The organism is [Enterobacter] lignolyticus SCF1 (assembly GCF_000164865.1).
In the GTDB taxonomy this organism is placed as follows: Bacteria; Pseudomonadota; Gammaproteobacteria; order Enterobacterales; family Enterobacteriaceae; genus Enterobacter_B; species Enterobacter_B lignolyticus.
In genome coordinates this window covers 3,905,427-3,927,063 of the sequence record NC_014618.1, presented here as the reverse complement: position 1 = coordinate 3,927,063, position 21,637 = coordinate 3,905,427, and the positions used below count along the sequence as shown (strand labels likewise).

General features: G+C 57.7%; 20 protein-coding genes and 1 riboswitch. Of the genes, 14 read left to right on the top strand and 6 right to left on the bottom strand.

Annotated features, from left to right (window positions below; all coding sequences use genetic code 11):
* Positions 1 to 14 precede the first annotated feature (14 nt).
* Positions 15 to 120: riboswitch (TPP riboswitch) on the bottom strand.
* Positions 121 to 156: 36 nt separating this feature from the next.
* Positions 157 to 1,815: an HTH-type transcriptional regulator SgrR gene (gene sgrR, locus ENTCL_RS18260; protein ID WP_013367621.1), complete on the bottom strand. Its 1,659-nt coding sequence runs from the start codon at positions 1,813 to 1,815 to the stop codon at positions 157 to 159.
* 87 nt (positions 1,816 to 1,902) lie between these two features.
* On the opposite strand from sgrR, the gene sgrT reads away from it, so the two are divergent.
* Together sgrT and ENTCL_RS18255 are read left to right on the top strand one after the other, a co-directional pair.
* On the top strand, positions 1,903 to 2,058 hold the full coding sequence (gene sgrT, locus ENTCL_RS23175) for a glucose uptake inhibitor SgrT (protein ID WP_013367620.1): 156 nt from the start codon (positions 1,903 to 1,905) through the stop codon (positions 2,056 to 2,058).
* Between the two features lie 105 nt (positions 2,059 to 2,163).
* On the top strand, positions 2,164 to 3,342 hold the full coding sequence (locus tag ENTCL_RS18255; RefSeq protein ID WP_013367619.1) for a sugar efflux transporter: 1,179 nt from the start codon (positions 2,164 to 2,166) through the stop codon (positions 3,340 to 3,342).
* A gap of 30 nt (positions 3,343 to 3,372) precedes the next feature.
* Here ENTCL_RS18255 and leuD read toward each other — a convergent pair whose 3' ends face one another.
* The 5 genes from leuD to leuL form a co-directional block, all read right to left on the bottom strand.
* Positions 3,373 to 3,978: a 3-isopropylmalate dehydratase small subunit gene (gene leuD / locus ENTCL_RS18250; RefSeq protein ID WP_013367618.1), complete on the bottom strand. Its 606-nt coding sequence runs from the start codon at positions 3,976 to 3,978 to the stop codon at positions 3,373 to 3,375.
* Between the two features lie 10 nt (positions 3,979 to 3,988).
* Entirely contained in the window at positions 3,989 to 5,389 is a 1,401-nt protein-coding gene (gene leuC, locus ENTCL_RS18245) for a 3-isopropylmalate dehydratase large subunit (RefSeq protein WP_013367617.1), read from the bottom strand.
* A gap of 2 nt (positions 5,390 to 5,391) precedes the next feature.
* Positions 5,392 to 6,483: a 3-isopropylmalate dehydrogenase gene (gene leuB / locus ENTCL_RS18240; RefSeq protein WP_013367616.1), complete on the bottom strand. Its 1,092-nt coding sequence runs from the start codon at positions 6,481 to 6,483 to the stop codon at positions 5,392 to 5,394.
* Positions 6,483 to 8,054 carry a 2-isopropylmalate synthase gene (gene leuA, locus ENTCL_RS18235; RefSeq protein WP_013367615.1) on the bottom strand — a complete coding sequence of 524 codons (1,572 nt, stop codon included), beginning with the start codon at positions 8,052 to 8,054 and terminating at the stop codon, positions 6,483 to 6,485. Before leuA ends, leuB begins: the two co-directional genes overlap by 1 nt.
* A gap of 99 nt (positions 8,055 to 8,153) precedes the next feature.
* Entirely contained in the window at positions 8,154 to 8,234 is an 81-nt protein-coding gene (gene leuL, locus ENTCL_RS23790; RefSeq protein WP_125452073.1) for a leu operon leader peptide, read from the bottom strand.
* A 612-nt stretch (positions 8,235 to 8,846) separates the two neighbouring features.
* Between leuL and leuO the strand changes: the two genes are divergently transcribed.
* From leuO to mraY, 12 genes are all read left to right on the top strand, one after another.
* The gene (leuO, locus tag ENTCL_RS18230; RefSeq protein WP_013367614.1) at positions 8,847 to 9,818 is read left to right on the top strand and encodes a transcriptional regulator LeuO; all 972 of its coding nucleotides are present in this window, start codon (positions 8,847 to 8,849) and stop codon (positions 9,816 to 9,818) included.
* Positions 9,819 to 9,918: 100 nt separating this feature from the next.
* A complete protein-coding gene (locus ENTCL_RS18225; protein WP_044612005.1) occupies positions 9,919 to 10,155 on the top strand; it encodes a hypothetical protein in 237 nt (78 codons plus the stop codon).
* Positions 10,156 to 10,191: 36 nt separating this feature from the next.
* Positions 10,192 to 11,916: an acetolactate synthase 3 large subunit gene (gene ilvI / locus ENTCL_RS18220; RefSeq protein ID WP_013367613.1), complete on the top strand. Its 1,725-nt coding sequence runs from the start codon at positions 10,192 to 10,194 to the stop codon at positions 11,914 to 11,916.
* A 2-nt stretch (positions 11,917 to 11,918) separates the two neighbouring features.
* On the top strand, positions 11,919 to 12,410 hold the full coding sequence (gene ilvN / locus ENTCL_RS18215; RefSeq protein WP_013367612.1) for an acetolactate synthase small subunit: 492 nt from the start codon (positions 11,919 to 11,921) through the stop codon (positions 12,408 to 12,410).
* 180 nt (positions 12,411 to 12,590) lie between these two features.
* Positions 12,591 to 13,595, top strand: coding sequence for a catabolite repressor/activator (cra, locus tag ENTCL_RS18210; RefSeq protein ID WP_013367611.1), 1,005 nt, complete (start codon positions 12,591 to 12,593; stop codon positions 13,593 to 13,595).
* 590 nt (positions 13,596 to 14,185) lie between these two features.
* Positions 14,186 to 14,644: a division/cell wall cluster transcriptional repressor MraZ gene (gene mraZ / locus ENTCL_RS18205; protein WP_013367610.1), complete on the top strand. Its 459-nt coding sequence runs from the start codon at positions 14,186 to 14,188 to the stop codon at positions 14,642 to 14,644.
* 1 nt (position 14,645) lies between these two features.
* Positions 14,646 to 15,587, top strand: a complete 942-nt coding sequence (rsmH, locus tag ENTCL_RS18200) for a 16S rRNA (cytosine(1402)-N(4))-methyltransferase RsmH (protein WP_013367609.1) — start codon at positions 14,646 to 14,648, stop codon at positions 15,585 to 15,587.
* Entirely contained in the window at positions 15,584 to 15,949 is a 366-nt protein-coding gene (ftsL, locus tag ENTCL_RS18195; protein WP_013367608.1) for a cell division protein FtsL, read from the top strand. Before rsmH ends, ftsL begins: the two co-directional genes overlap by 4 nt.
* A gap of 15 nt (positions 15,950 to 15,964) precedes the next feature.
* Positions 15,965 to 17,731 (top strand): peptidoglycan glycosyltransferase FtsI, encoded by a 1,767-nt coding sequence (gene ftsI, locus ENTCL_RS18190; RefSeq protein WP_013367607.1) that lies wholly within the window; start codon positions 15,965 to 15,967, stop codon positions 17,729 to 17,731.
* Positions 17,718 to 19,205 (top strand): UDP-N-acetylmuramoyl-L-alanyl-D-glutamate--2,6-diaminopimelate ligase, encoded by a 1,488-nt coding sequence (murE, locus tag ENTCL_RS18185; protein WP_013367606.1) that lies wholly within the window; start codon positions 17,718 to 17,720, stop codon positions 19,203 to 19,205. The genes ftsI and murE overlap by 14 nt, the downstream gene beginning before the upstream one ends.
* Positions 19,202 to 20,560, top strand: coding sequence for a UDP-N-acetylmuramoyl-tripeptide--D-alanyl-D-alanine ligase (murF, locus tag ENTCL_RS18180; RefSeq protein ID WP_013367605.1), 1,359 nt, complete (start codon positions 19,202 to 19,204; stop codon positions 20,558 to 20,560). Before murE ends, murF begins: the two co-directional genes overlap by 4 nt.
* Entirely contained in the window at positions 20,554 to 21,636 is a 1,083-nt protein-coding gene (gene mraY, locus ENTCL_RS18175) for a phospho-N-acetylmuramoyl-pentapeptide-transferase (protein ID WP_013367604.1), read from the top strand. The genes murF and mraY overlap by 7 nt, the downstream gene beginning before the upstream one ends.
* Position 21,637 lies beyond the last annotated feature (1 nt).

The following is a 21,637-nucleotide window of genomic DNA, read 5'->3' as shown; positions in this document are numbered from 1 at the left end:
TGGGTGGCAAAGGATTTTGAGTGAGCCTCAAATCCCTTCGCCGGCGTTATCCGGATCAGGTTCGACGGGTATCTTCTCAGCACGCATAGCCGTTGGCCTGCAGCACCCCGTTGAGAACGGCGCTATTGTAATAAGTTTGTAAGTTTTCAGGAAGCGTTATGGTTCCGGCGGCGCAAACCAGGCGGATTTAAAGTCAAACCAGCCAAGGGTGTTCATGCGCAGCCCGCGCATGCTGCGCTGTCCCTGGATCCTAAGCCAGTGGTGGATGAGCGGGACTATCGACTGCTGGGCGATAAGCTGCTGGCACCAGCCGGCGAGGTTCATGTCTCCGGCCTGCCAGCGGCTGGCGTCGGCCTGCCAGTCAAGCGGGATGCACTGCTGGATAAGCGGCACCTCATACAGCTGGGCGAAAAGAGAGAAATCCAGCGGCAGCGTGAAGTTTGCGCTGTTGAGCCACATATCGCTGCAGGCGTCGCCGCGATGCCACTCGTCGTAGTCCAGCTCCTGAATCTCCAGCCTGACCTGATGTTGCGCCAGCAGCCGCTGCATGATGACGGCAATATTGCGGTGTTCGAGGTGCTCCCGGTAATAGGTAATGGTCAGCGTTTCCAGCCCGGCGGGTTTTTCCCCCTTTTGCGGCCGGGCGTGGTGCCAGCGCGGCAGCAGACCGTAGGCCGGAAACCAGTAGCCCTGATACTGCTCATCGGCGTGATAGAGCAGGTTGGCGGGAGAGAGTATCTGGCTTACCCAGCGGCGCACCGCCGGGTGCACGCCTTTCGGCGTGCGGGCGTCGAACAGCAGGTAATAGCAGCCTTCTTCAAGACGGCTTTCAACCGCTTTTTCCTCGTCTTCCGTCGATCCTTCCAGCGTCAGGCCGCAGGTGACCTCTTCGCCGATTTCCGGCAGCACCCAGACGTTCACTTCGTCAATCAGCGCGCGATAGCCGAAGTAATCGTCAAAGGCGTGAATTTTCAGCTGGTTCAGGTTGTTGCGCGCCACCGCATAGGGGCCGGTGCCTACGGGCAGGCTGGCGAAGTGGTTCATCGACTCCCATTCGCGCGGCAGGATCATCGCCGGTACATAGCCCAGCAGCCACGGCAGCCAGCGGTCAGGTCTTGCCAGATGGATATCCAGCGTCCAGGCGGTGGGGGAGATGATGCGGGTGATGTGGCTGTACAGCGGCAGCGAATTAATGCGCTGTAGCGACGCGATCGCATCGTCCATATCCAGCTCGCGGCCGTGATGGAAATGAATGCCAGGACGCAGGTAAAAGCGCCAGTGCAGCGGCGAAATCTGCTGCCAGTGGTGGGCGATATCGGCTTCCAGTTCCCCGTTTTCCTCATTTATCCGCGTCAGGGCGCTGAAGATCTGCCGGGCGATGTGCGTTTCCGAGCGGCGAAGGGGCGTACCGGGCAGCAGATTGCGCATCGGGCGGTAGTAGAGCACGCGCAAAATATGCCGCCCCTGGCGAAAGCTTCTGCCCAGATGGGACACCAGCATCTGGCGTACCGCCGATTTATCGCCGACCAGCTGCACCAGCTGATCGATCCGGTCCTGCTCCAGCAGATCCTCCGCCCTCTGCTGCTGCAGCGCCAGCCCGGTATAGAGGAACGTCAGGCGCGACCGTTTACCGCGCCCGGCCTCCGCCTCCCAGGTCAGCCAGCCGCGCTCTTCCATAGTGTTGAGCAGCGTACGCATATGGCGGCGGGAACAGCTTAACAGCGCCGCCAGCTCGTTAAGGGTGGTTTCCTGGGCATGGCCATCGCAGCACTGCCACAGGCGGATGAACTGTTGTTGCAAGCGACCAGAAGACATAAAAGGGGAACTCCTGACGAAAACTCAGCAATTTATTAATCCCTATATTAAGCCAATAATCGTCTGCGATGAAGCGAGGAGGTGAATATGCAGAAGTCATCAACACACCGGTTTTATCAGCACTATTTTTTAGCGACGCAGGGAGCGTCATGGCTGGCCCGCCTGCTGGCAGGAGAGCGGCTGAAAATGCTCGAAGAACTGATGCAGTGGAACGTTACGGCTCCGACTTCTGAATCTCATTGATTTGCCTTAATCATGTGTGACTGAGTATTGGTGTATAACATCACCCGCCAGCAGATATTTTCTGCTGGCTTTTTTCGTTTTTTCCTCTGCTGATAGGGATAGCTCATGCTCTGGCTGATGACGATGGGACGACGTCTGAACGGCGTTTACGCGGCTTTTATGCTGGTCGCTTTCATGATGGGCGTGGCGGGCGCGCTGCAGGCGCCGACGCTGAGCCTGTTCTTGAGCCGGGAGGTCGGCGCGCAGCCCTTCTGGGTCGGGCTGTTTTATACCGTCAACGCCGTCGCCGGGATCGCGGTCAGCCTGTGGCTGGCGAAGCGCTCCGACCGCCGGGGCGATCGCCGTACGCTGATACTGTTTTGCTGCCTGATGGCGGTAGGCAACGCGCTGCTCTTCGCCTTCAACCGCCATTATCTGACGCTGCTCACCTGCGGCGTGCTGCTGGCGTCGCTGGCCAATACCGCTATGCCGCAGCTGTTCGCGCTGGCGCGCGAATATGCCGATAGCTCCGCGCGGGAAGTGGTAATGTTCAGCTCGGTGATGCGCGCGCAGCTGTCGCTGGCGTGGGTGATTGGCCCGCCGCTGGCGTTCATGCTGGCGCTGAACTACGGCTTTACCGCCATGTTTTCGATTGCCGCCGCGATCTTCGCCATAAGCCTGGCGCTGATCGCGTTTGCGCTGCCCTCCGTGGCCCGCGTCGAACCTCCTGCTGAGCGGGTCGTGGCGCAGGGCAGCGGCTGGGGCGATAAAAACGTCCGCATGCTGTTTATCGCTTCCACCCTGATGTGGACCTGCAACACCATGTACATCATCGATATGCCGCTGTGGATCAGCAGCGCGCTAGGCCTGCCGGATAAACTTGCCGGGATCCTGATGGGCACCGCCGCGGGGCTGGAGATCCCGGCGATGATCCTGGCGGGCTATTACGTAAAGCGCTTTGGCAAACGCCGGATGATGATCGTCGCCGTTGCGGCCGGCGTGCTGTTTTATATCGGACTGATTCTGTTCCACAGCCGCGAAGCGCTGCTGGCCCTGCAGCTCTTTAATGCGGTGTTTATCGGTATCGTCGCCGGGATTGGCATGCTGTGGTTTCAGGATCTGATGCCTGGCCGCGCCGGGGCGGCAACGACGCTGTTTACCAATAGCATTTCCACGGGCGTGATTCTGGCGGGGGTGATTCAGGGGGCGCTGGCGCAAAGCGTCGGCCATTTCGCCGTCTACTGGATGATGGCGGCGATTGCGCTGGTGGCGCTGGTTATGACACTGCGGGTGAAGGACGTATAGACCGGGCGACATCGCCGCCCGGCTACAGCTTTAGCGCATAAACGCAGGCTGTTTTTTCTCGTAGGCCGAGATGGCGTCTTCGTGCTGCAGCGTCAGGCCGATGCTGTCCAGGCCGTTGAGCATGCAGTGGCGACGGAAAGCGTCGATGCTGAAGCGGTAGGTTTTCTCGCCAGCGCGGACCACTTCCGCCTCCAGATCCACCTCAAAGCGGATGCCCGGGGTGGCCTGCACCAGGGCGAACAGCTCATCAACCTGCGCTTCGCTCAGCGTGACCGGCAGCAGCTGGTTGTTGAAGCTGTTGCCGTAAAAGATGTCGGCAAAGCTCGGCGCAATGACCACCTTAAAACCGTAGTCGGTCAGCGCCCACGGCGCGTGTTCGCGGGACGAGCCGCAGCCGAAGTTTTCCCGCGCCAGCAGAATCGACGCCCCCTTATACTGCGGGAAGTTCAGCACAAACTCCGGGTTCGGCGTCTGGCCCTTGTCGTCAAGAAAGCGCCAGTCGTTGAACAAGTGCGCGCCGAAGCCGGTGCGGGTGACTTTCTGCAGGAACTGCTTCGGGATGATGGCGTCGGTGTCGACGTTCGCGGCATCCAGCGGCACCACCAGGCCCGTATGTTGGGTAAATTTCTCTGCCATGATGGTCTCCTTATTTCATGCTGCGAATGTCGGCGAAATGGCCGGTAACGGCGGCGGCGGCGGCCATCGCCGGGCTCACCAGATGGGTGCGTCCGCCGCGGCCCTGGCGGCCTTCAAAGTTGCGGTTGCTGGTCGAGGCGCAGCGTTCGCCCGGGTTCAGGCGGTCGTTGTTCATGGCCAGACACATGGAGCAGCCCGGCAGGCGCCATTCGAAACCGGCCTCGATAAAGATCTTATCCAGACCCTCCGCTTCCGCCTGCGCTTTTACCGGCCCGGAGCCGGGGACGACTAACGCCTGAACGCCTGGCGCAACTTTACGTCCTTTGGCTATCTCAGCCGCTGCGCGCAGATCCTCGATGCGCGAGTTGGTGCAGGAGCCGATAAACACCTTATCAATGGCGACATCGGTCAGGGGAACGCCTGGCTTCAGCCCCATGTAGGCCAGCGCTTTTTCGGCGCTGGCGCGCTCGACCGGATCGGCGAAAGAGGCCGGGTCGGGGATCGCGTCATTCACTGAGATAACTTGGCCCGGGTTGGTGCCCCAGGTCACCTGCGGCGCAATCTCTTCCGCCTGCAGCGTGACCACGGTATCGAAGGTCGCGCCATCGTCGGTCTTCAGGGTTTTCCAGTAGCTGACCGCGTCGTCGAAATCGCGGCCTTTCGGCGCATGCAGACGGCCTTTCACGTAGCTGAACGTCGTGTCATCCGGCGCCACCAGACCCGCTTTGGCGCCCATCTCGATCGCCATATTGCACAGGGTCATACGGCCTTCCATGCTCAGCGCGCGGATAGCGTCGCCGCAGAACTCGACCACGTGGCCGGTGCCGCCTGCGCTACCGGTTTTACCGATGATCGCCAGCACGATGTCTTTCGCCGTGATGCCGGGAGCGGCTTTGCCCTTCACTTCAATCTTCATGGTTTTGGCGCGACCCTGCTTCAGGGTTTGCGTCGCCAGCACGTGCTCTACTTCGGAGGTGCCGATACCGAACGCCAGCGCGCCGAACGCGCCGTGGGTGGCGGTGTGGGAGTCGCCGCAGACGATGGTCATCCCCGGCAGGGTGATGCCCTGCTCAGGGCCCATCACATGGACAATTCCCTGATACGGGTGGTTTAAGTCGTACAGCTCGACGCCGAATTCGCTGCAGTTCTTGATGAGCTCCTGCATCTGGATGCGGGCCATTTCGCCGGAGGCATTAATATCTTTGGTCTGCGTGGAGACGTTATGGTCCATCGTGGCAAAGGTTTTCCCCGGCTGGCGCACCGGCCGATTGTGGGCGCGCAGGCCGTCAAACGCCTGCGGAGAGGTCACCTCATGCACCAGATGGCGGTCGATATACAGTAAAGGCGTCTCGTCTGGCGCTTCAAAAACCACGTGGGCGTCGAACAATTTTTCATACAGCGTCTTTGCCATGATTACACCCCTTCGGCCACATAGCGGGCAATGATATCGCCCATTTCATCGGTACTGACGGCGGCTGCGCCACGGGACAAATCGCCGGTGCGTACGCCCTGTTCTAACGCGCGGTTAATCGCGTTTTCAATCGCGACCGCCGCATCGGCGGCGTCCAGGCTATAGCGCAGCAGCAGCGCCAGCGACAGGATCTGCGCAATCGGGTTAGCGATGTTTTTGCCCGCGATGTCCGGCGCCGAGCCGCCTGCCGGCTCATACAGGCCAAAACCCTGCTCGTTCAGACTGGCGGACGGCAGCATCCCCATGGAGCCGGTGATCATCGCGCACTCGTCGGAGAGGATGTCGCCGAACAGGTTCGAGCACAGCAGCACGTCGAACTGGGACGGGTCTTTAATCAGCTGCATCGTGGCGTTGTCGATGTACATATGCGACAGCTGAACGTCCGGATACTCTTTGGCGATTTCGTTGACGATTTCGCGCCACAAAATGGAGGACTGCAGAACGTTGGCCTTATCAATCGACGTGACTTTATGGCGACGCTTACGCGCCGACTCAAACGCGATGCGGGCGATACGCTCGATTTCAAAACGATGATACACCTCGGTATCAAACGCCTTCTCGTGCTGCCCGCTGCCCTCGCGGCCCTTCGGCTGGCCGAAGTAGATACCGCCGGTCAGTTCGCGCACGCACAGAATGTCGAAGCCGTTGGCGGCGATATCGGCGCGCAGCGGACAAAACGCTTCCAGCCCCTGGTACAGCTTTGCCGGACGCAGGTTGGAGAACAGCTTGAAGTGCTTACGCAGCGGCAGCAGCGCGCCGCGTTCCGGCTGCTCTGCGGGCGGCAGGTGCTCCCACTTCGGGCCGCCGACGGAGCCGAACAGCACCGCATCGGCGTTTTCACAGCCTTCAACGGTGGCCTGCGGCAGCGGCGTGCCGTGCTTATCAATGGCAATACCGCCCACATCATAATGGCTGGTGGTGATACGAATACCAAAACGACTGCGAACCGCTTCCAGTACCTTCAGGGCCTGCGCCATGACTTCCGGGCCAATACCGTCGCCCGGCAAAACAGCAATATGGTAATTCTTCGACATTACACGGTTTCCTTTTTGTTCTCTTTATTCTGCGCTTTGCGCTGCAGCTCTTTCTCAACTTCACCGGCGCGCCAGATGTTGTTCAGCACGTGCACCATGGCTTTGGCGGAGGATTCAACGATATCCGTCGCCAGACCGACGCCGTGGAAGCGGCGGCCGTTATAGTTGGCGACGATATCGACCTGGCCCAGCGCATCTTTGCCGTGGCCTTTCGCGGTCAGGCCGTATTTCACTAACTCGATGTCGTAGTGGGTGATGCGGTTAATCGCCTGATACACCGCGTCAACAGGGCCGTTGCCGTTTGCGGCTTCGGCTTTAATTTCGTCGCCGCAGGCCAGCTTCACCGAGGCGGTGGCGATATCGTTAGAGCCCGACTGCACGCTGAAGTAGTCCAGACGGAAATGCTCCGGCTCCTCCTGCTGCTTATTAATGAAGGCCAGCGCTTCCAGATCGTAATCAAAGACCTGGCCTTTCTTATCCGCCAGCTTCAGGAAGGCGTCATACAGGCTATCCAGGCTGTAATCGGATTCCTGATACCCCATTTCGTCCATCCGGTGTTTGACGGCGGCGCGGCCGGAGCGGGAGGTCAGATTCAGCTGCACCTGGTTCAGGCCGATGGATTCCGGGGTCATGATTTCGTAGTTTTCGCGGTTTTTCAGCACGCCGTCCTGGTGAATACCTGAGGAGTGGGCGAAAGCGCCGGTGCCGACAATCGCTTTGTTCGCCGGGATCGGCATATTGCAGATCTGGCTGACCGTCTGGCTGGTGCGCCAGATTTCGTGGTGGTTGATGCGGGTGTGCACATTCATAATGTCCTTGCGCACCTTAATCGCCATGATCACTTCTTCCAGCGAACAGTTGCCTGCGCGCTCGCCGATCCCGTTCATGGCGCCTTCTACCTGACGCGCGCCGGCGTGTACGGCGGACAGGGCGTTGCCGACGGCCAGCCCCAGATCGTCATGGGTATGTACCGAGATAATGGCTTTATCAATGTTTGGCACGTGCTCATACAGGCCGGAGATGATCCCGGAGAATTCAAACGGCATGGTGTAGCCGACGGTATCCGGGATGTTGATGGTGGTGGCGCCTGCGGCGATTGCGGCTTCAACCACGCGCGCCAGATCGGCAATCGGCGTACGGCCTGCGTCTTCGCAGGAGAACTCTACGTCGTCGGTATAGTTGCGCGCGCGTTTCACCATATAGACCGCACGCTCAATAACGTCATCCAGCGTGCTGCGCAGCTTGGTGGCGATATGCATCGGCGAGGTGGCGATAAACGTATGGATACGGAAAGCTTCAGCGACCTTTAATGACTCAGCGGCAACATCAATGTCCTTCTCAACGCAGCGCGCCAGGCCGCAGACCCGGCTGTTTTTGATGCTGCGGGCGATGGTCTGGACGGATTCGAAGTCGCCCGGCGAGGAGACCGGAAAACCGACTTCCATCACGTCAACACCCATACGTTCGAGGGCCAGCGCGATCTGCAGTTTCTCTTTCACGCTCAGGCTTGCCTGTAATGCCTGCTCACCGTCACGTAAGGTCGTATCAAAGATAATGACTTGTTGGCTCATGGTTTTGGGTCCTTGTCAGTCTTAGGTCGCCTTGCTACGAGCATAAAAAAACCCGCGCAGAGGCGCGGGTTTTCTGTCTTGCTGGAAGATGACTTATCGCTAAACGTCGCCCACCAGACTACCGCGCACAGAGGATGCGTTTAGTAGTAGTAGGCCGGTGAAACGAGTGATGCGAGTCATTGCGTCATGCTCCAGGGAAATTCGATATGCTTCTAGTGGTACTGGATACGCCGATCGATGTCAATCTTTTACCGCGGTAAATCACGGCAATTGTCGTGACGATGCGCCAGTAACTTTAGCTAATTGTGCTGATGAAGACGGTGTTTTTTCGCAGATTATTTTAGCGGGGATTTACTGTTGTCACATTTGGACGCATCTGTCCATATTTGTTCGTATTTATCGTCAGAAACGTCACGCAATACCATATGTATAACTTAATGATATGAATAAAAATATTCATGTGAATTATTTTTTTGTCAGAAATTGATCGCCGTTTTGATCACAAATTGTTATCTGGAAGCATGCGTCCAAAAAAACACAATTTAATACTACTTAAATATCTTTGTTCTTTTTGTGTGGTTGTGTATTTATGGTGTTTATGATTAAACTGTCGACATTAAGTGCCATTTATCATTTGGCGAGGAAATCACCTCGCTAATCGCGCTGGTGCTCATTTTTTTGCTGTATCTTTATATATTCCTAATTTTATTTATTTCTCTTTTGCGGAATTTATATGCATGGTAAATCATATTGTCAAAATTTATTGCTGCACTAATGCAAAGGGAGTTAAGCATGACAGTGGAGTCCGATATGGTTGTCGATAAAGAAACGCCGCAAACCGTTTCTGGCCCTGAATCCCACCGCCCGCAATTACGCGCGGTGGATTTAAACTTATTAACCGTTTTTGATGCGGTAATGCAGGAGCAGAACATTACCCGTGCCGCGCAGATCTTAGGGATGTCGCAGCCCGCAGTGAGTAATGCGGTTTCTCGTTTAAAAGTGATGTTCAACGATGAGCTGTTCGTGCGCTACGGCCGGGGAATACAGCCGACGGCGCGCGCGTACCAGCTGTTTGGCTCCGTTCGTCAGGCGCTGCAGCTGGTACAAAATGAATTACCGGGCGCCGGATTTGAACCCTTCAGCAGCGAACGTATATTCAATCTTTGCGTTTGTAGCCCGTTAGATAATCGTTTAACCTCAATGATTATTAACAAAGTAAGCGAAATGGCGCCCGGTATTCATTTGGCATTTAAATCATCGCTTAATCAAAATACCGAGCACCAGCTACGTTATCAGGAGCTTGAATTTGTTATCGGCTATGAGGAGTTTCGTCGTCCCGAGTTCGCCTGCGTACCATTATTTCATGATGAAATGGTGCTGGTGGCAAGCGCGAATCACCCGCGTATTACCGGGCCGATGAAAGAAAGCGATATTTATCGCGAAGAGCACGCGGTAGTTTCTCTGGATCGCTACGCCTCATTTAGCCTGCCCTGGTATGATACAGCGGAAAAACAGGCCCGTATTGCCTATCAGGGTATGGCATTAATTAGCGTCCTGAACGTGGTCTCGCAAACGCAGCTGGTCGCGGTGACGCCGCGCTGGCTGGCGGAAGCGTTCGCCGAAAAGCTCGAGCTGCAAATTCTGCCGTTGCCCATGAAGGTTAACAGCCGCACCTGTTTTCTCTCCTGGCATGAGGCCGCCGGCCGGGATAAAGGGCATCAGTGGATGGAAGAGCTGCTGGTTTCCGTCTGCCGACACGGATGATATAACCGTAAGCCGGAAGATAAAATCTTCCGGCTTACCGCTGTTGTCTGGAATTTTATTCTGTTATTGCCGTGAGCTCCATTCTGGCGCGGGGCGAAAAATGGATGATTTCCTGCCTGCCGCCGTATCCCCCGAGTTTTTTCTATTCTCTTTTCTTATTACTGAAGTTATTCACCAGTTTCCCGCGCTATTGTTTTCTTTTCTGCTGTTCAGCCGTGGGGAATACGCGTCTGTGTCGATTGCCTGCCCGATAGCGAGCGGTTATGTTAAGCAAATGCTGCGATTTACAAACCAGCGGGGCGACGTTGCGCTCCGCTGTGTGACCGCGCGGAAATGAATTCTGCCGTCATTAACTAAAGCCTGGAGGCAAACCATGGAGATGTTGTCTGGCGCCGAGATGGTCGTCCGATCGCTTATCGATCAGGGCGTAAAGCAGGTATTCGGCTACCCCGGAGGCGCAGTCCTCGATATCTATGATGCGCTGCACACCGTTGGCGGAATCGATCACGTCCTGGTAAGGCACGAGCAGGCCGCCGTGCATATGGCTGACGGTCTGGCGCGTGCGACCGGCGAGGTCGGCGTGGTGCTGGTGACGTCCGGTCCGGGGGCGACGAACGCGATTACCGGGATTGCCACGGCCTATATGGACTCTATCCCGCTGGTGATCCTCTCCGGGCAGGTGGCGACGTCGCTGATTGGTTATGACGCGTTCCAGGAATGCGACATGGTCGGTATTTCTCGCCCGGTGGTCAAACACAGCTTTCTGGTCAAACAGACGGAAGATATTCCCGGCGTGCTGAAAAAGGCTTTCTGGCTGGCGGCAAGCGGCCGCCCGGGGCCGGTGGTGGTGGATCTGCCGAAGGACATTCTCAACCCGGCGAACAAGCTGCCGTATGTCTGGCCTGAGACGGTCAGCATGCGCTCCTATAACCCGACGACAACGGGTCATAAAGGACAAATTAAGCGGGCGCTGCAAACGCTGATGTCGGCGAAAAAACCGGTGGTGTACGTCGGCGGCGGGGCGATTAACGCCCGCTGTGAGGCCCAGCTGCGCACGCTGGTCGAAACGCTCAATATTCCGGTAGCCTCGTCGCTGATGGGGCTGGGCGCCTTTCCGGCGACGCACCGCCAGGCGCTGGGCATGCTGGGCATGCACGGTACCTATGAAGCCAATATGACGATGCACAACTCGGACGTGATTTTTGCCGTTGGGGTGCGTTTTGACGATCGGACGACCAACAATCTGGCGAAGTATTGCCCGCAGGCGACTGTACTGCATATCGACATCGACCCCACGTCGATTTCGAAAACCGTGGCGGCGGATGTGCCTATCGTCGGCGACGCCCGCCTGGTGCTTGAGCAGATGCTGGAGCTGCTGGAGCAGGAAACCACGGCGCAGCCGCTGGATGATATTCGCGACTGGTGGCAGCAGATTGAGCAATGGCGCGCTCGCCATTGCCTGAAGTACGACACGCAGAGCGAGAAGATCAAGCCGCAGGCGGTCATTGAAACTATCTGCCGGCTGACCGATGGCGATGCGTACGTGACCTCCGATGTCGGGCAGCATCAGATGTTCGCCGCGCTCTATTACGCGTTTGATAAGCCGCGCCGCTGGATCAACTCCGGCGGTCTCGGCACCATGGGCTTCGGCCTGCCCGCCGCGCTGGGCGTCAAAATGGCGCTACCGGACGCCACGGTTATCTGCGTGACCGGCGACGGCAGCATCCAGATGAACATTCAGGAGCTTTCCACCGCGCTGCAGTATGAGCTGCCGGTGCTGGTGCTGAATCTTAACAACCGCTACCTCGGGATGGTGAAACAGTGGCAGGATATGATTTACTCCGGCCGCCATTCGCAGTCCTACATGGCGTCTTTACCGGATTTTGTCCGCCTGGCGGAAGCCTACGGGCACGTCGGCATCCGCATCGACAAGCCGGCCGAGCTTGAGAGCAAGCTGGCGGAGGCGCTCACGCAGGTGCGCAATAACCGGCTGGTGTTCGTCGACGTGACGGTGGACGGCAGCGAGCACGTCTATCCGATGCAGATTCGCGGCGGTGGTATGGATGAAATGTGGCTGAGCAAAACGGAGAGAACCTGATTATGCGCCGGATATTATCTGTTTTACTGGAGAACGAATCGGGAGCGCTATCGCGCGTGATCGGTCTCTTTTCCCAGCGTGGCTATAACATTGAGAGTCTGACGGTGGCGCCAACCGACGATCCAACGCTGTCGCGTATGACCATCCAGACGGTGGGTGACGAAAAGGTTATCGAGCAAATTGAAAAGCAGCTGCATAAGCTGGTCGATGTTCTGCGCGTGAGTGAGCTGGGGCAGGGCGCGCACGTCGAGCGTGAGATCATGCTGGTGAAAGTGCAGGCGAGCGGCTACGGGCGTGAGGAAGTGAAGCGCAATACCGAGATTTTTCGAGGGCAAATCATCGATGTGACGCCTTCTGTCTATACTGTGCAACTGGCGGGCACCAGCGATAAGCTCGATGCGTTTCTCGCTTCCCTGCGCGATGTCGCCAGAATCGTTGAGGTTGCGCGCTCCGGTATCGTAGGGCTGTCGCGCGGCGACAAAATCATGCGCTAGCGTAAAAAATGCCTCTGCAATCTTAGCCCGACCTTCTTTGTCGGGCTTTTTTTTGCGAAATCAGCAGTAAGAGCGAACAAAAGCGGTTGCCGGAGTCAGTTTTCTGCGTTTAGATGTTATGAAACTTATTCCATAATTTAACAATGGTTATGGTTTGTACATTATTAGCAAGGGGCAATTGTGAAACTGGATGAAATCGCCAGACTTGCCGGCGTATCGCGCACAACGGCAAGTTATGTGATTAACGGCAAAGCGAAACAGTACCGCGTCAGCGACAAAACGGTCGAGAAGGTGATGGCGGTTGTGCGTGAGCATAACTATCATCCCAACGCGGTAGCCGCCGGGCTGCGGGCAGGACGCACGCGTTCAATTGGTCTGGTTATCCCCGATCTCGAAAACACCAGCTATACCCGTATCGCCAACTATCTTGAGCGCCAGGCGCGCCAGCGCGGCTATCAGCTGCTGATCGCCTGCTCTGAAGATCAGCCGGACAATGAAATGCGCTGCATTGAGCATCTGCTGCAGCGTCAGGTTGATGCGATTATCGTCTCCACCTCGCTGCCGCCTGAGCATCCGTTCTATCAGCGCTGGGCCAATGATTCGTTCCCTATCGTGGCGCTCGACCGCGCGCTCGATCGCGAGCATTTCACCAGCGTTGTCGGCGCCGACCAGGAAGATGCCGAGGCGCTGGCGGCGGAGCTGCGCACGTTCCCGGCCCAAACGGTGCTCTACCTGGGCGCGCTGCCCGAACTGTCCGTGAGCTTCCTGCGCGAGCAGGGGTTCCGCAGCGCGTGGAAGGACGATCCGCGCGAGGTTAACTTCCTCTACGCCAATAGCTATGAGCGGGAAGCGGCTGCACAGCTTTTTGACAAATGGCTGGAAACGCACCCGATGCCGCAGGCGCTGTTTACGACCTCCTTTGCGCTGCTGCAGGGCGTGATGGACGTGACCCTGCGTCGCGAAGGGAAGCTGCCGTCAGAGCTGGCCATCGCCACGTTTGGCGATCACGAGCTGCTCGATTTTCTGCAGTGTCCGGTGCTTGCGGTTGCGCAGCGTCATCGCGACGTGGCGGAGCGCGTGCTGGAGATTGTGCTGGCAAGCCTTGATGAGCCGCGCAAGCCGAAACCGGGCCTGAGCCGTATTCGTCGTAATCTTTATCGTCGGGGAAGCTTAAGCCGCCGCTGATAAAAATCTGAAGGCAGCGGTCGCGCTGCCTTCATTTATTTTGCCTTTTACTTATATATTCAGATAATTCCTTAAAAACGCTTAGGACTCTATTTAAAAGCGTCTTAAATAAGCACCGCTATCTTCATTAAGGGTAATAATTAGTAACGCCAGGTTCTTTTTGTATTATTTTGTTACATATTTATTTGATATTTGCCGAATTTACAAACACTTCATTCCAGGCTGCCCGTTTTCCCCGCGTCTTCCCTCGCCAGAACCCGTTGAAACACTGACATCAAGGGCTATTAACATGCGCCAGAATGTCCTAAAATGCCGCGCACGTCGCAAACTGACACTTTATATTTTCATTCGGTGAGATTGAGTTGTTGAAAACCGTTACGAACCTGTTTGTTTTTTTTCTTACACGTATTCATAACGTTAATTTGCCTCTTTCGCTGGACAAAATTTAATCAGAGCGAATATCGGCTGTCATTATTGGGTTTTTGGACTCCGTTGGCGTTAGTGCTGGCTTGACAAGCTTTTCCTCCGCTCCGTAAACTCCTTTAGGTGGGAATTTGTGGATTAAAGTGGTGAAAAGGGGTGAGGCTGGCATGTTCCGTGGGGCAACGTTAGTCAATCTCGACAGCAAAGGGCGCTTAGCGGTGCCCACCCGGTATCGGGACATGCTGAACGAGAACGCTTCCGGTCAAATGGTTTGTACCATTGACATCCATCACCCGTGCCTGCTGCTTTATCCGCTGCCCGAATGGGAAATCATCGAGCAAAAATTGTCGCGGCTGTCGAGCATGAACCCGGCTGAGCGGCGCGTTCAGCGTCTGCTGTTAGGGCATGCCAGTGAGTGTCAGATGGATAACGCCGGTCGTTTGCTGATTGCGCCGGTTTTACGGCAACATGCCGGACTGACAAAAGAAGTGATGCTGGTTGGGCAGTTCAACAAGTTTGAACTGTGGGATGAAACGACCTGGTATCAACGGGTCAAGGAAGATATCGACGCAGAGCAATCCGATTCCGCAGTGTTGTCGGAGCGGTTGCAGGACTTGTCTTTATAAGATGATGGAAAATTTTAAACACACGACGGTACTTCTGGATGAGGCCGTTAACGGCCTGAACATTCGTCCGGATGGTATTTATATTGATGGCACCTTCGGTCGCGGTGGCCACTCGCGTCTGATTCTTTCGCAGCTTGGCGCGGAAGGACGACTGCTGGCTATCGATCGCGACCCTGAGGCGACTGCGGTGGCGAACACCATCGACGATCCTCGTTTTTCCATCGTACATGGACCTTTCTCCGCGCTGGCTGACTATGCCGCCGAGCGCAGTCTTACCGGCAAGATTGACGGCATTCTCCTCGATCTTGGCGTCTCTTCACCACAGCTTGACGATGCTGAACGCGGTTTCTCCTTTATGCGCGACGGTCCGCTGGACATGCGTATGGATCCGACCCGCGGCCAGTCCGCCGCCGAATGGCTACAAACGGCGGATGAAGCGGATATCGCCTGGGTGATTAAAACCTTTGGCGAAGAGCGTTTTGGCAAACGCATCGCGCGCGCCATCGTTGAGCGTAACCGCATTGAGCCGATGACCCGGACCAAAGAGCTGGCAGAGGTTATCGCCGCCGCGACGCCGGTGAAGGATAAGCACAAACATCCCGCGACCCGTACCTTCCAGGCGGTGCGCATCTGGGTGAACAGTGAACTGGAGGAGATAGAGCAGGCGCTAAAAAGCTCGCTCGACGTGCTTGCCCCGGGTGGGCGGCTCTCCATCATCAGCTTCCATTCGCTGGAAGACCGCATTGTGAAGCGCTTTATGCGCGAGCAAAGCCGCGGTCCGCAGGTTCCGGCAGGGTTACCGATGACCGAAGAGCAACTCAGGAAACTGGGGGGCCGTCAGCTGCGAGCACTAGGCAAGTTGATGCCGGGCGAAGAAGAGGTGGCAGAGAATCCACGCGCTCGTAGTTCAGTTCTGCGTATTGCAGAGAGGACGAACGCATGATCAGCAGAGTGTCAGAAGCCTTAAGCAAGGTAAAAGGATCGATTGGAAGCAACGAGCGTCATGCTTTGCCTGGCGTGATCGGTGACGATCTTTTGCGGTTTGGGAAGCTGCCACTCTGCTTGTTCATTTGCATCATTTTGACGGCAGTCACCGTGGTGACGACGGCGCACCATACCCGTCTGTTAACCGCGCAGCGTGAACAACTGGTTCTGGAACGCGATGCGCTCGATATCGAGTGGCGCAACCTGATTCTGGAAGAAAACGCGCTCGGCGATCATAGCCGGGTAGAACGGATCGCGACGGAGAAGCTGCAGATGCAGCATGTCGATCCTTCACAGGAAAATATCGTTGTACAGAAATAAGGATTAGCGCGACGCATGAAAGCAGCGGCAAAGACGCAGAAACCAAAACGTCAGGAAGAACAAGCCAACTTCATCAGTTGGCGTTTTGCGTTGCTTTGCGGCTGCATTTTGCTGGCGTTGACGTTCCTGCTGGGCCGCGTGGCCTGGCTGCAGATAATCAGCCCTGACATGCTGGTGCGTCAGGGGGACATGCGCTCCCTGCGCGTGCAGGAGGTGTCCACCTCGCGCGGAATGATAACCGACCGCTCCGGCCGGCCGCTGGCGGTGAGCGTGCCGGTGAAAGCTATCTGGGCGGACCCGAAAGAGCTGCATGACGCGGGCGGTATTAGCCTCGACAACCGCTGGAAGGCGCTGTCCGACGCCCTGAACATGCCGCTGGATCAGCTGGCTTCCCGCATTAACGCCAACCCGAAAGGGCGCTTTATCTATCTGGCCCGCCAGGTAAACCCTGACATGGCCGACTACATCAAAAAGCTCAAGCTGCCGGGGATTTATCTGCGCGAAGAGTCTCGCCGCTACTACCCTTCCGGTGAAGTAACCGCTCACCTCATCGGCTTTACCAACGTCGACAGCCAGGGGATTGAAGGGGTCGAGAAGAGCTTCGATAAGTGGCTGACCGGGCAGCCGGGCGAGCGTATCGTGCGTAAAGACCGCTACGGCCGCGTTATTGAAGATATCTCCTCCACCGACAGCCAGGCGGCGCACAACCTGGCGCTGAGCATTGACGAACGCCTGCAGGCGCTGGTTTACCGTGAGCTGAACAACGCCGTGGCGTTTAACAAAGCGGAATCCGGCAGCGCGGTGCTGGTCGACGTCAGCACCGGCGAAGTGCTGGCGATGGCCAACAGCCCCTCCTACAACCCGAATAACTTCACCGGCACCGCAAAAGATGCGATGCGTAACCGCGCCATCACCGACGTTTTCGAGCCGGGCTCGACGGTAAAACCGATGGTGGTGATGACCGCGCTGCAGCGCGGGATCGTGAACGAAAATACCGTACTGAACACCATTCCTTACCGAATTAACGGCCACGAAATCAAAGACGTGGCGCGTTATAGCGAATTGACCCTGACCGGGGTACTTCAGAAGTCGAGTAACGTTGGCGTTTCCAAGCTGGCGTTAGCGATGCCCTCCTCAGCGTTAGTAGATACTTACTCTCGTTTTGGACTGGGAAAAGCGACCAATTTGGGGTTGGTCGGAGAACGCAGTGGCTTATATCCTCAAAAACAACGGTGGTCTGACATAGAGAGGGCCACCTTCTCTTTCGGCTACGGGCTAATGGTAACTCCGTTACAGTTAGCGCGAGTCTACGCGACGATCGGCAGCTATGGCGTCTACCGCCCGCTGTCGATCACCAAAGTTGATCCCCCCGTTCCGGGCGAGCGTATCTTCCCTGAGCCTATCGTACGTACCGTCGTTCATATGATGGAAAGCGTGGCGCTGCCAGGCGGCGGCGGCGTGAAGGCGGCGATTAAAGGCTACCGTATCGCGATTAAAACCGGTACGGCGAAAAAAGTGGGGCCGGATGGCCGCTATATCAACAAATATATTGCTTACACCGCGGGTGTCGCACCCGCCAGCCAGCCGCGCTTTGCGCTGGTGGTGGTGATTAACGACCCGCAGGCGGGTAAATACTACGGCGGTGCCGTTTCCGCGCCGGTGTTCGGTGCCATCATGGGCGGCGTTCTGCGCACCATGAACATCGAGCCGGATGCGCTGGCGACGGGCGAAAAAAGTGAATATGTAATTAATCAAGGCGAGGGAACCGGTGGCAGATCGTAATTTGCGCGACCTTCTTGCTCCTTGGGTGCCGAATGCACCCGAGCGGGCGCTGCGAGAGATGACACTCGATAGCCGCGTGGCGGCATCGGGCGATCTCTTTGTGGCTGTTTTAGGTCATCAGGCGGACGGGCGTCGATATATCCCGCAGGCGATAGCGCAAGGTGTTGCTGCCATTATTGCTGAGGCAAAAGACGAGGCGACCGATGGCGAAATCCGTGAAATGCACGGCGTACCGGTTATCTATCTCAGCCAACTGAATGAGCGTCTGTCGGCGCTGGCCGGCCGCTTTTATCACCAGCCATCCGGGCGCCTGCGTCTGGTCGGCGTGACCGGGACGAACGGCAAAACCACGACCACCCAGCTGCTGGCGCAATGGGCGCAGCTGCTGGGCGAAACCAGCGCCGTGATGGGCACCGTCGGCAACGGCCTGCTGGGCAAAGTTATCCCGACTGAAAACACCACCGGTTCGGCCGTCGACGTGCAGCACGTGCTGTCCGGGCTGGCAGGGCAGGGGGCAACGTTGGCCGCCATGGAGGTTTCTTCCCATGGTCTGGTGCAGCATCGCGTGGCAGCGCTGCAGTTTGCCGCCTCTGTTTTCACCAACTTAAGCCGTGACCATCTCGATTACCACGGCGATATGGAACACTACGAAGCGGCGAAATGGCTGCTTTACTCCACCCACCACTGCGGCCAGGCGATTATCAACGCCGATGACGAAGTGGGCCGCCGCTGGCTGGCGAAGCTGCCGGATGCGGTAGCGGTGTCGATGGAAGACCATATCAATCCGAACTGTCACGGCCGCTGGCTGAAGGCGACCGCGGTGAACTATCACGACAGCGGCGCGACTATCCAGTTTGCTTCCAGCTGGGGCAACGGCGAAATTGACAGCCGCCTGATGGGCGCGTTTAACGTCAGCAACCTGCTGCTGGCGCTGGCGACCCTGCTGGCGCTCGGCTACCCGCTTGCCGGCCTCCTGAGCACCGCCGCGCGTCTGCAGCCGGTGTGCGGTCGTATGGAGGTGTTCGCCGCGCCGGGGAAACCGACGGTGGTGGTCGATTACGCCCATACGCCGGATGCGCTGGAGAAGGCCCTGCAGGCCGCGCGCCTGCACTGCGCGGGCAAGCTGTGGTGCGTCTTTGGCTGCGGCGGCGACCGCGATAAAGGCAAACGTCCGCTGATGGGGGCGATTGCCGAAGAGTTCGCCGATGTGGTGGTGGTGACGGATGACAACCCGCGTACCGAAGAGCCGCGCGCGATCATTACCGATATCCTCGCCGGCATGCTGGACGCCGGACATGCGAAAGTGATGGAAGGGCGCGCGGAAGCGGTGACCAACGCCATCATGCAGGCAAAAGAAAACGACGTAGTGCTGGTGGCCGGTAAAGGTCATGAGGACTACCAGATAGTCGGCAACCGCCGCCTCGATTATTCCGATCGCGTCACTGCAGCCCGCCTGCTGGGAGTGGTGGCATGATTCGCGTAACGCTAAGCCAGCTCGCCGACGTTTTGCAGGGCGAACTGCACGGCAGCGATTTGGCGGTCGATGCCGTGACGACGGATACCCGTAAGGTGACGGCGGGCTGTCTGTTTGTCGCCTTAAAGGGCGAGCGCTTCGACGCTCATGATTTTGTCGAGCAGGCCAAAGAAGGCGGCGCAGGCGCGCTGCTGGTGAGCCGTAAACTGGCGTGCTCGCTGCCGCAGATTGTGGTGAAAGACACCCGTCTGGCTTTCGGCGAGCTGGCGGCCTGGGTGCGCCAGCAGGTTCCGGCCCGCGTGGTCGCGCTGACCGGCTCCTCGGGAAAAACGTCGGTTAAAGAGATGACCGCCGCGATACTGGGCCAGTGCGGAAAGACATTATATACCGCAGGGAACCTCAATAATGACATCGGCGTGCCGATGACATTGCTGCGACTGACGCGCGAGCATGAGTTTGCGGTGATTGAGCTGGGAGCAAACCACCAGGGTGAAATCGCCTGGACCGTCAGCCTGACGCGTCCGGAAGCGGCGCTGGTGAATAACCTGGCGGCGGCGCACCTTGAGGGCTTCGGCTCTCTGGCGGGCGTCGCGAAAGCGAAAGGGGAAATCTTTACCGGTTTGCCGCAGGACGGCATCGCCATCCTGAACGCGGATAACAACGACTGGCTGAACTGGCAGAGCGTCATTGGCGATCGCCAGGTCTGGCGCTTCTCGCCGAATGCGGCGGGCAGCGATTTTACCGCCAGCGATATTCAGGTGACCAGCGGCGGCACGGCGTTCACGCTGCGCACTCCGCAGGGGAGCATCGACGTGCTGCTGCCGCTGCCGGGGCGTCACAACATCGCCAACGCGCTGGCGGCAGCCGCGCTGGCGATGGCCGTTGGCGCAGGGCTGGATGCGGTCAAAGCCGGGCTGGCGAAGCTGCAGGCGGTCCCGGGACGCTTATTCCCGATTTCGCTTGCGCAGCACAAGCTGCTGCTTGACGACTCCTATAACGCCAACGTGGGGTCAATGACCGCGGCGGCGCAGGTGCTGTCCGACATGCCGGGCTACCGCGTGCTGGTGGTTGGCGATATGGCGGAGCTCGGCGATGAAAGCGAAGCCTGCCATCGTCAGGTTGGCGAAGCGGCAAAAGCCGCGGGAATCGACCGCGTGTTCAGCGTGGGCCGATTAAGCCAGCTGATTGGGGCGGCAAGCGGCGTCGGAGAGCATTTTGCCGATAAGGCGGCGCTGATCGCGCGGCTGAAAACAGCTATCGAAGAACAACAAATCATCACCATTTTAGTGAAGGGTTCACGTAGTGCCGCCATGGAAGAGGTAGTACGCGCATTACAGGAGAACGGGACATGTTAGTTTGGCTGGCCGAACATTTGGTCAAATATTATTCCGGCTTTAACGTCTTTTCCTATCTGACGTTTCGCGCCATCGTCAGCCTGCTGACTGCGCTGTTCATCTCGCTGTGGATGGGCCCGCGCATGATTGCCCGTCTGCAAAAACTCTCTTTTGGCCAGGTCGTGCGTAACGATGGTCCTGAGTCGCACTTCAGCAAGCGCGGCACCCCGACCATGGGCGGGATCATGATCCTGACCGCGATTGTGGTTTCCGTGCTGCTGTGGGCGTACCCGTGGAACCCTTACGTATGGTGCGTGCTGGTGGTATTGGTCGGCTACGGCGTGATCGGTTTTGTCGACGACTACCGCAAAGTGGTGCGTAAAGATACGAAGGGTCTGATCGCCCGCTGGAAATACTTCTGGATGTCGGTTATCGCGCTCGGCGTCGCTTTTGCGCTGTACATGGCCGGCAAAGACACGCCAGCGACCGAGCTGGTGGTGCCATTCTTTAAAGACATCATGCCTCAGCTGGGGCTTTTCTACATTCTGCTGGCCTACTTCGTTATCGTGGGTACAGGGAACGCCGTGAACCTGACCGACGGTCTTGACGGCCTGGCGATTATGCCGACCGTGTTCGTTGCCGCAGGCTTCGCACTGGTGGCGTGGGCGACCGGTAACATGAACTTCGCCAGCTATCTGCATATTCCGTATCTGCGCCATGCCGGCGAGCTGGTTATCGTCTGTACGGCGATTGTCGGCGCGGGGCTGGGTTTCCTGTGGTTTAACACCTATCCGGCGCAGGTCTTTATGGGCGACGTCGGCTCTCTGGCGCTGGGCGGCGCGCTGGGCATTATCGCCGTGCTGCTGCGTCAGGAATTCCTGCTGGTGATCATGGGCGGCGTGTTCGTGGTCGAGACCCTGTCGGTCATCCTGCAGGTCGGCTCCTTTAAGCTGCGCGGACAGCGTATTTTCCGCATGGCGCCGATTCACCATCACTATGAACTGAAAGGCTGGCCGGAGCCGCGCGTCATTGTGCGCTTCTGGATTATTTCCCTGATGCTGGTGCTGATTGGCCTGGCAACCTTGAAGGTGCGTTAAT

Bases quoted from the DNA above. Each gene is read 5' to 3' on its own strand.
- sgrR (WP_013367621.1), bottom strand. From the start codon at position 1,815: ATGTCTTCTGGTCGCTTGCAACAACAGTTCATCCGCCTGTGGCAGTGC.
- ENTCL_RS18225 (WP_044612005.1), top strand. From the start codon at position 9,919: ATGGATGATTTCCTGCCTGCCGCCGTATCCCCCGAGTTTTTTCTATTC.
- leuB (WP_013367616.1), bottom strand. From the start codon at position 6,483: ATGTCGAAGAATTACCATATTGCTGTTTTGCCGGGCGACGGTATTGGC.
- mraY (WP_013367604.1), top strand. From the start codon at position 20,554: ATGTTAGTTTGGCTGGCCGAACATTTGGTCAAATATTATTCCGGCTTT.
- rsmH (WP_013367609.1), top strand. From the start codon at position 14,646: ATGATGGAAAATTTTAAACACACGACGGTACTTCTGGATGAGGCCGTT.
- leuA (WP_013367615.1), bottom strand. From the start codon at position 8,054: ATGAGCCAACAAGTCATTATCTTTGATACGACCTTACGTGACGGTGAG.
- leuL (WP_125452073.1), bottom strand. From the start codon at position 8,234: ATGACTCGCATCACTCGTTTCACCGGCCTACTACTACTAAACGCATCC.
- leuC (WP_013367617.1), bottom strand. From the start codon at position 5,389: ATGGCAAAGACGCTGTATGAAAAATTGTTCGACGCCCACGTGGTTTTT.
- ftsI (WP_013367607.1), top strand. From the start codon at position 15,965: ATGAAAGCAGCGGCAAAGACGCAGAAACCAAAACGTCAGGAAGAACAA.
- ftsL (WP_013367608.1), top strand. From the start codon at position 15,584: ATGATCAGCAGAGTGTCAGAAGCCTTAAGCAAGGTAAAAGGATCGATT.
- murF (WP_013367605.1), top strand. From the start codon at position 19,202: ATGATTCGCGTAACGCTAAGCCAGCTCGCCGACGTTTTGCAGGGCGAA.
- leuO (WP_013367614.1), top strand. From the start codon at position 8,847: ATGACAGTGGAGTCCGATATGGTTGTCGATAAAGAAACGCCGCAAACC.
- ENTCL_RS18255 (WP_013367619.1), top strand. From the start codon at position 2,164: ATGCTCTGGCTGATGACGATGGGACGACGTCTGAACGGCGTTTACGCG.
- sgrT (WP_013367620.1), top strand. From the start codon at position 1,903: ATGCAGAAGTCATCAACACACCGGTTTTATCAGCACTATTTTTTAGCG.
- mraZ (WP_013367610.1), top strand. From the start codon at position 14,186: ATGTTCCGTGGGGCAACGTTAGTCAATCTCGACAGCAAAGGGCGCTTA.
- leuD (WP_013367618.1), bottom strand. From the start codon at position 3,978: ATGGCAGAGAAATTTACCCAACATACGGGCCTGGTGGTGCCGCTGGAT.
- ilvI (WP_013367613.1), top strand. From the start codon at position 10,192: ATGGAGATGTTGTCTGGCGCCGAGATGGTCGTCCGATCGCTTATCGAT.
- ilvN (WP_013367612.1), top strand. From the start codon at position 11,919: ATGCGCCGGATATTATCTGTTTTACTGGAGAACGAATCGGGAGCGCTA.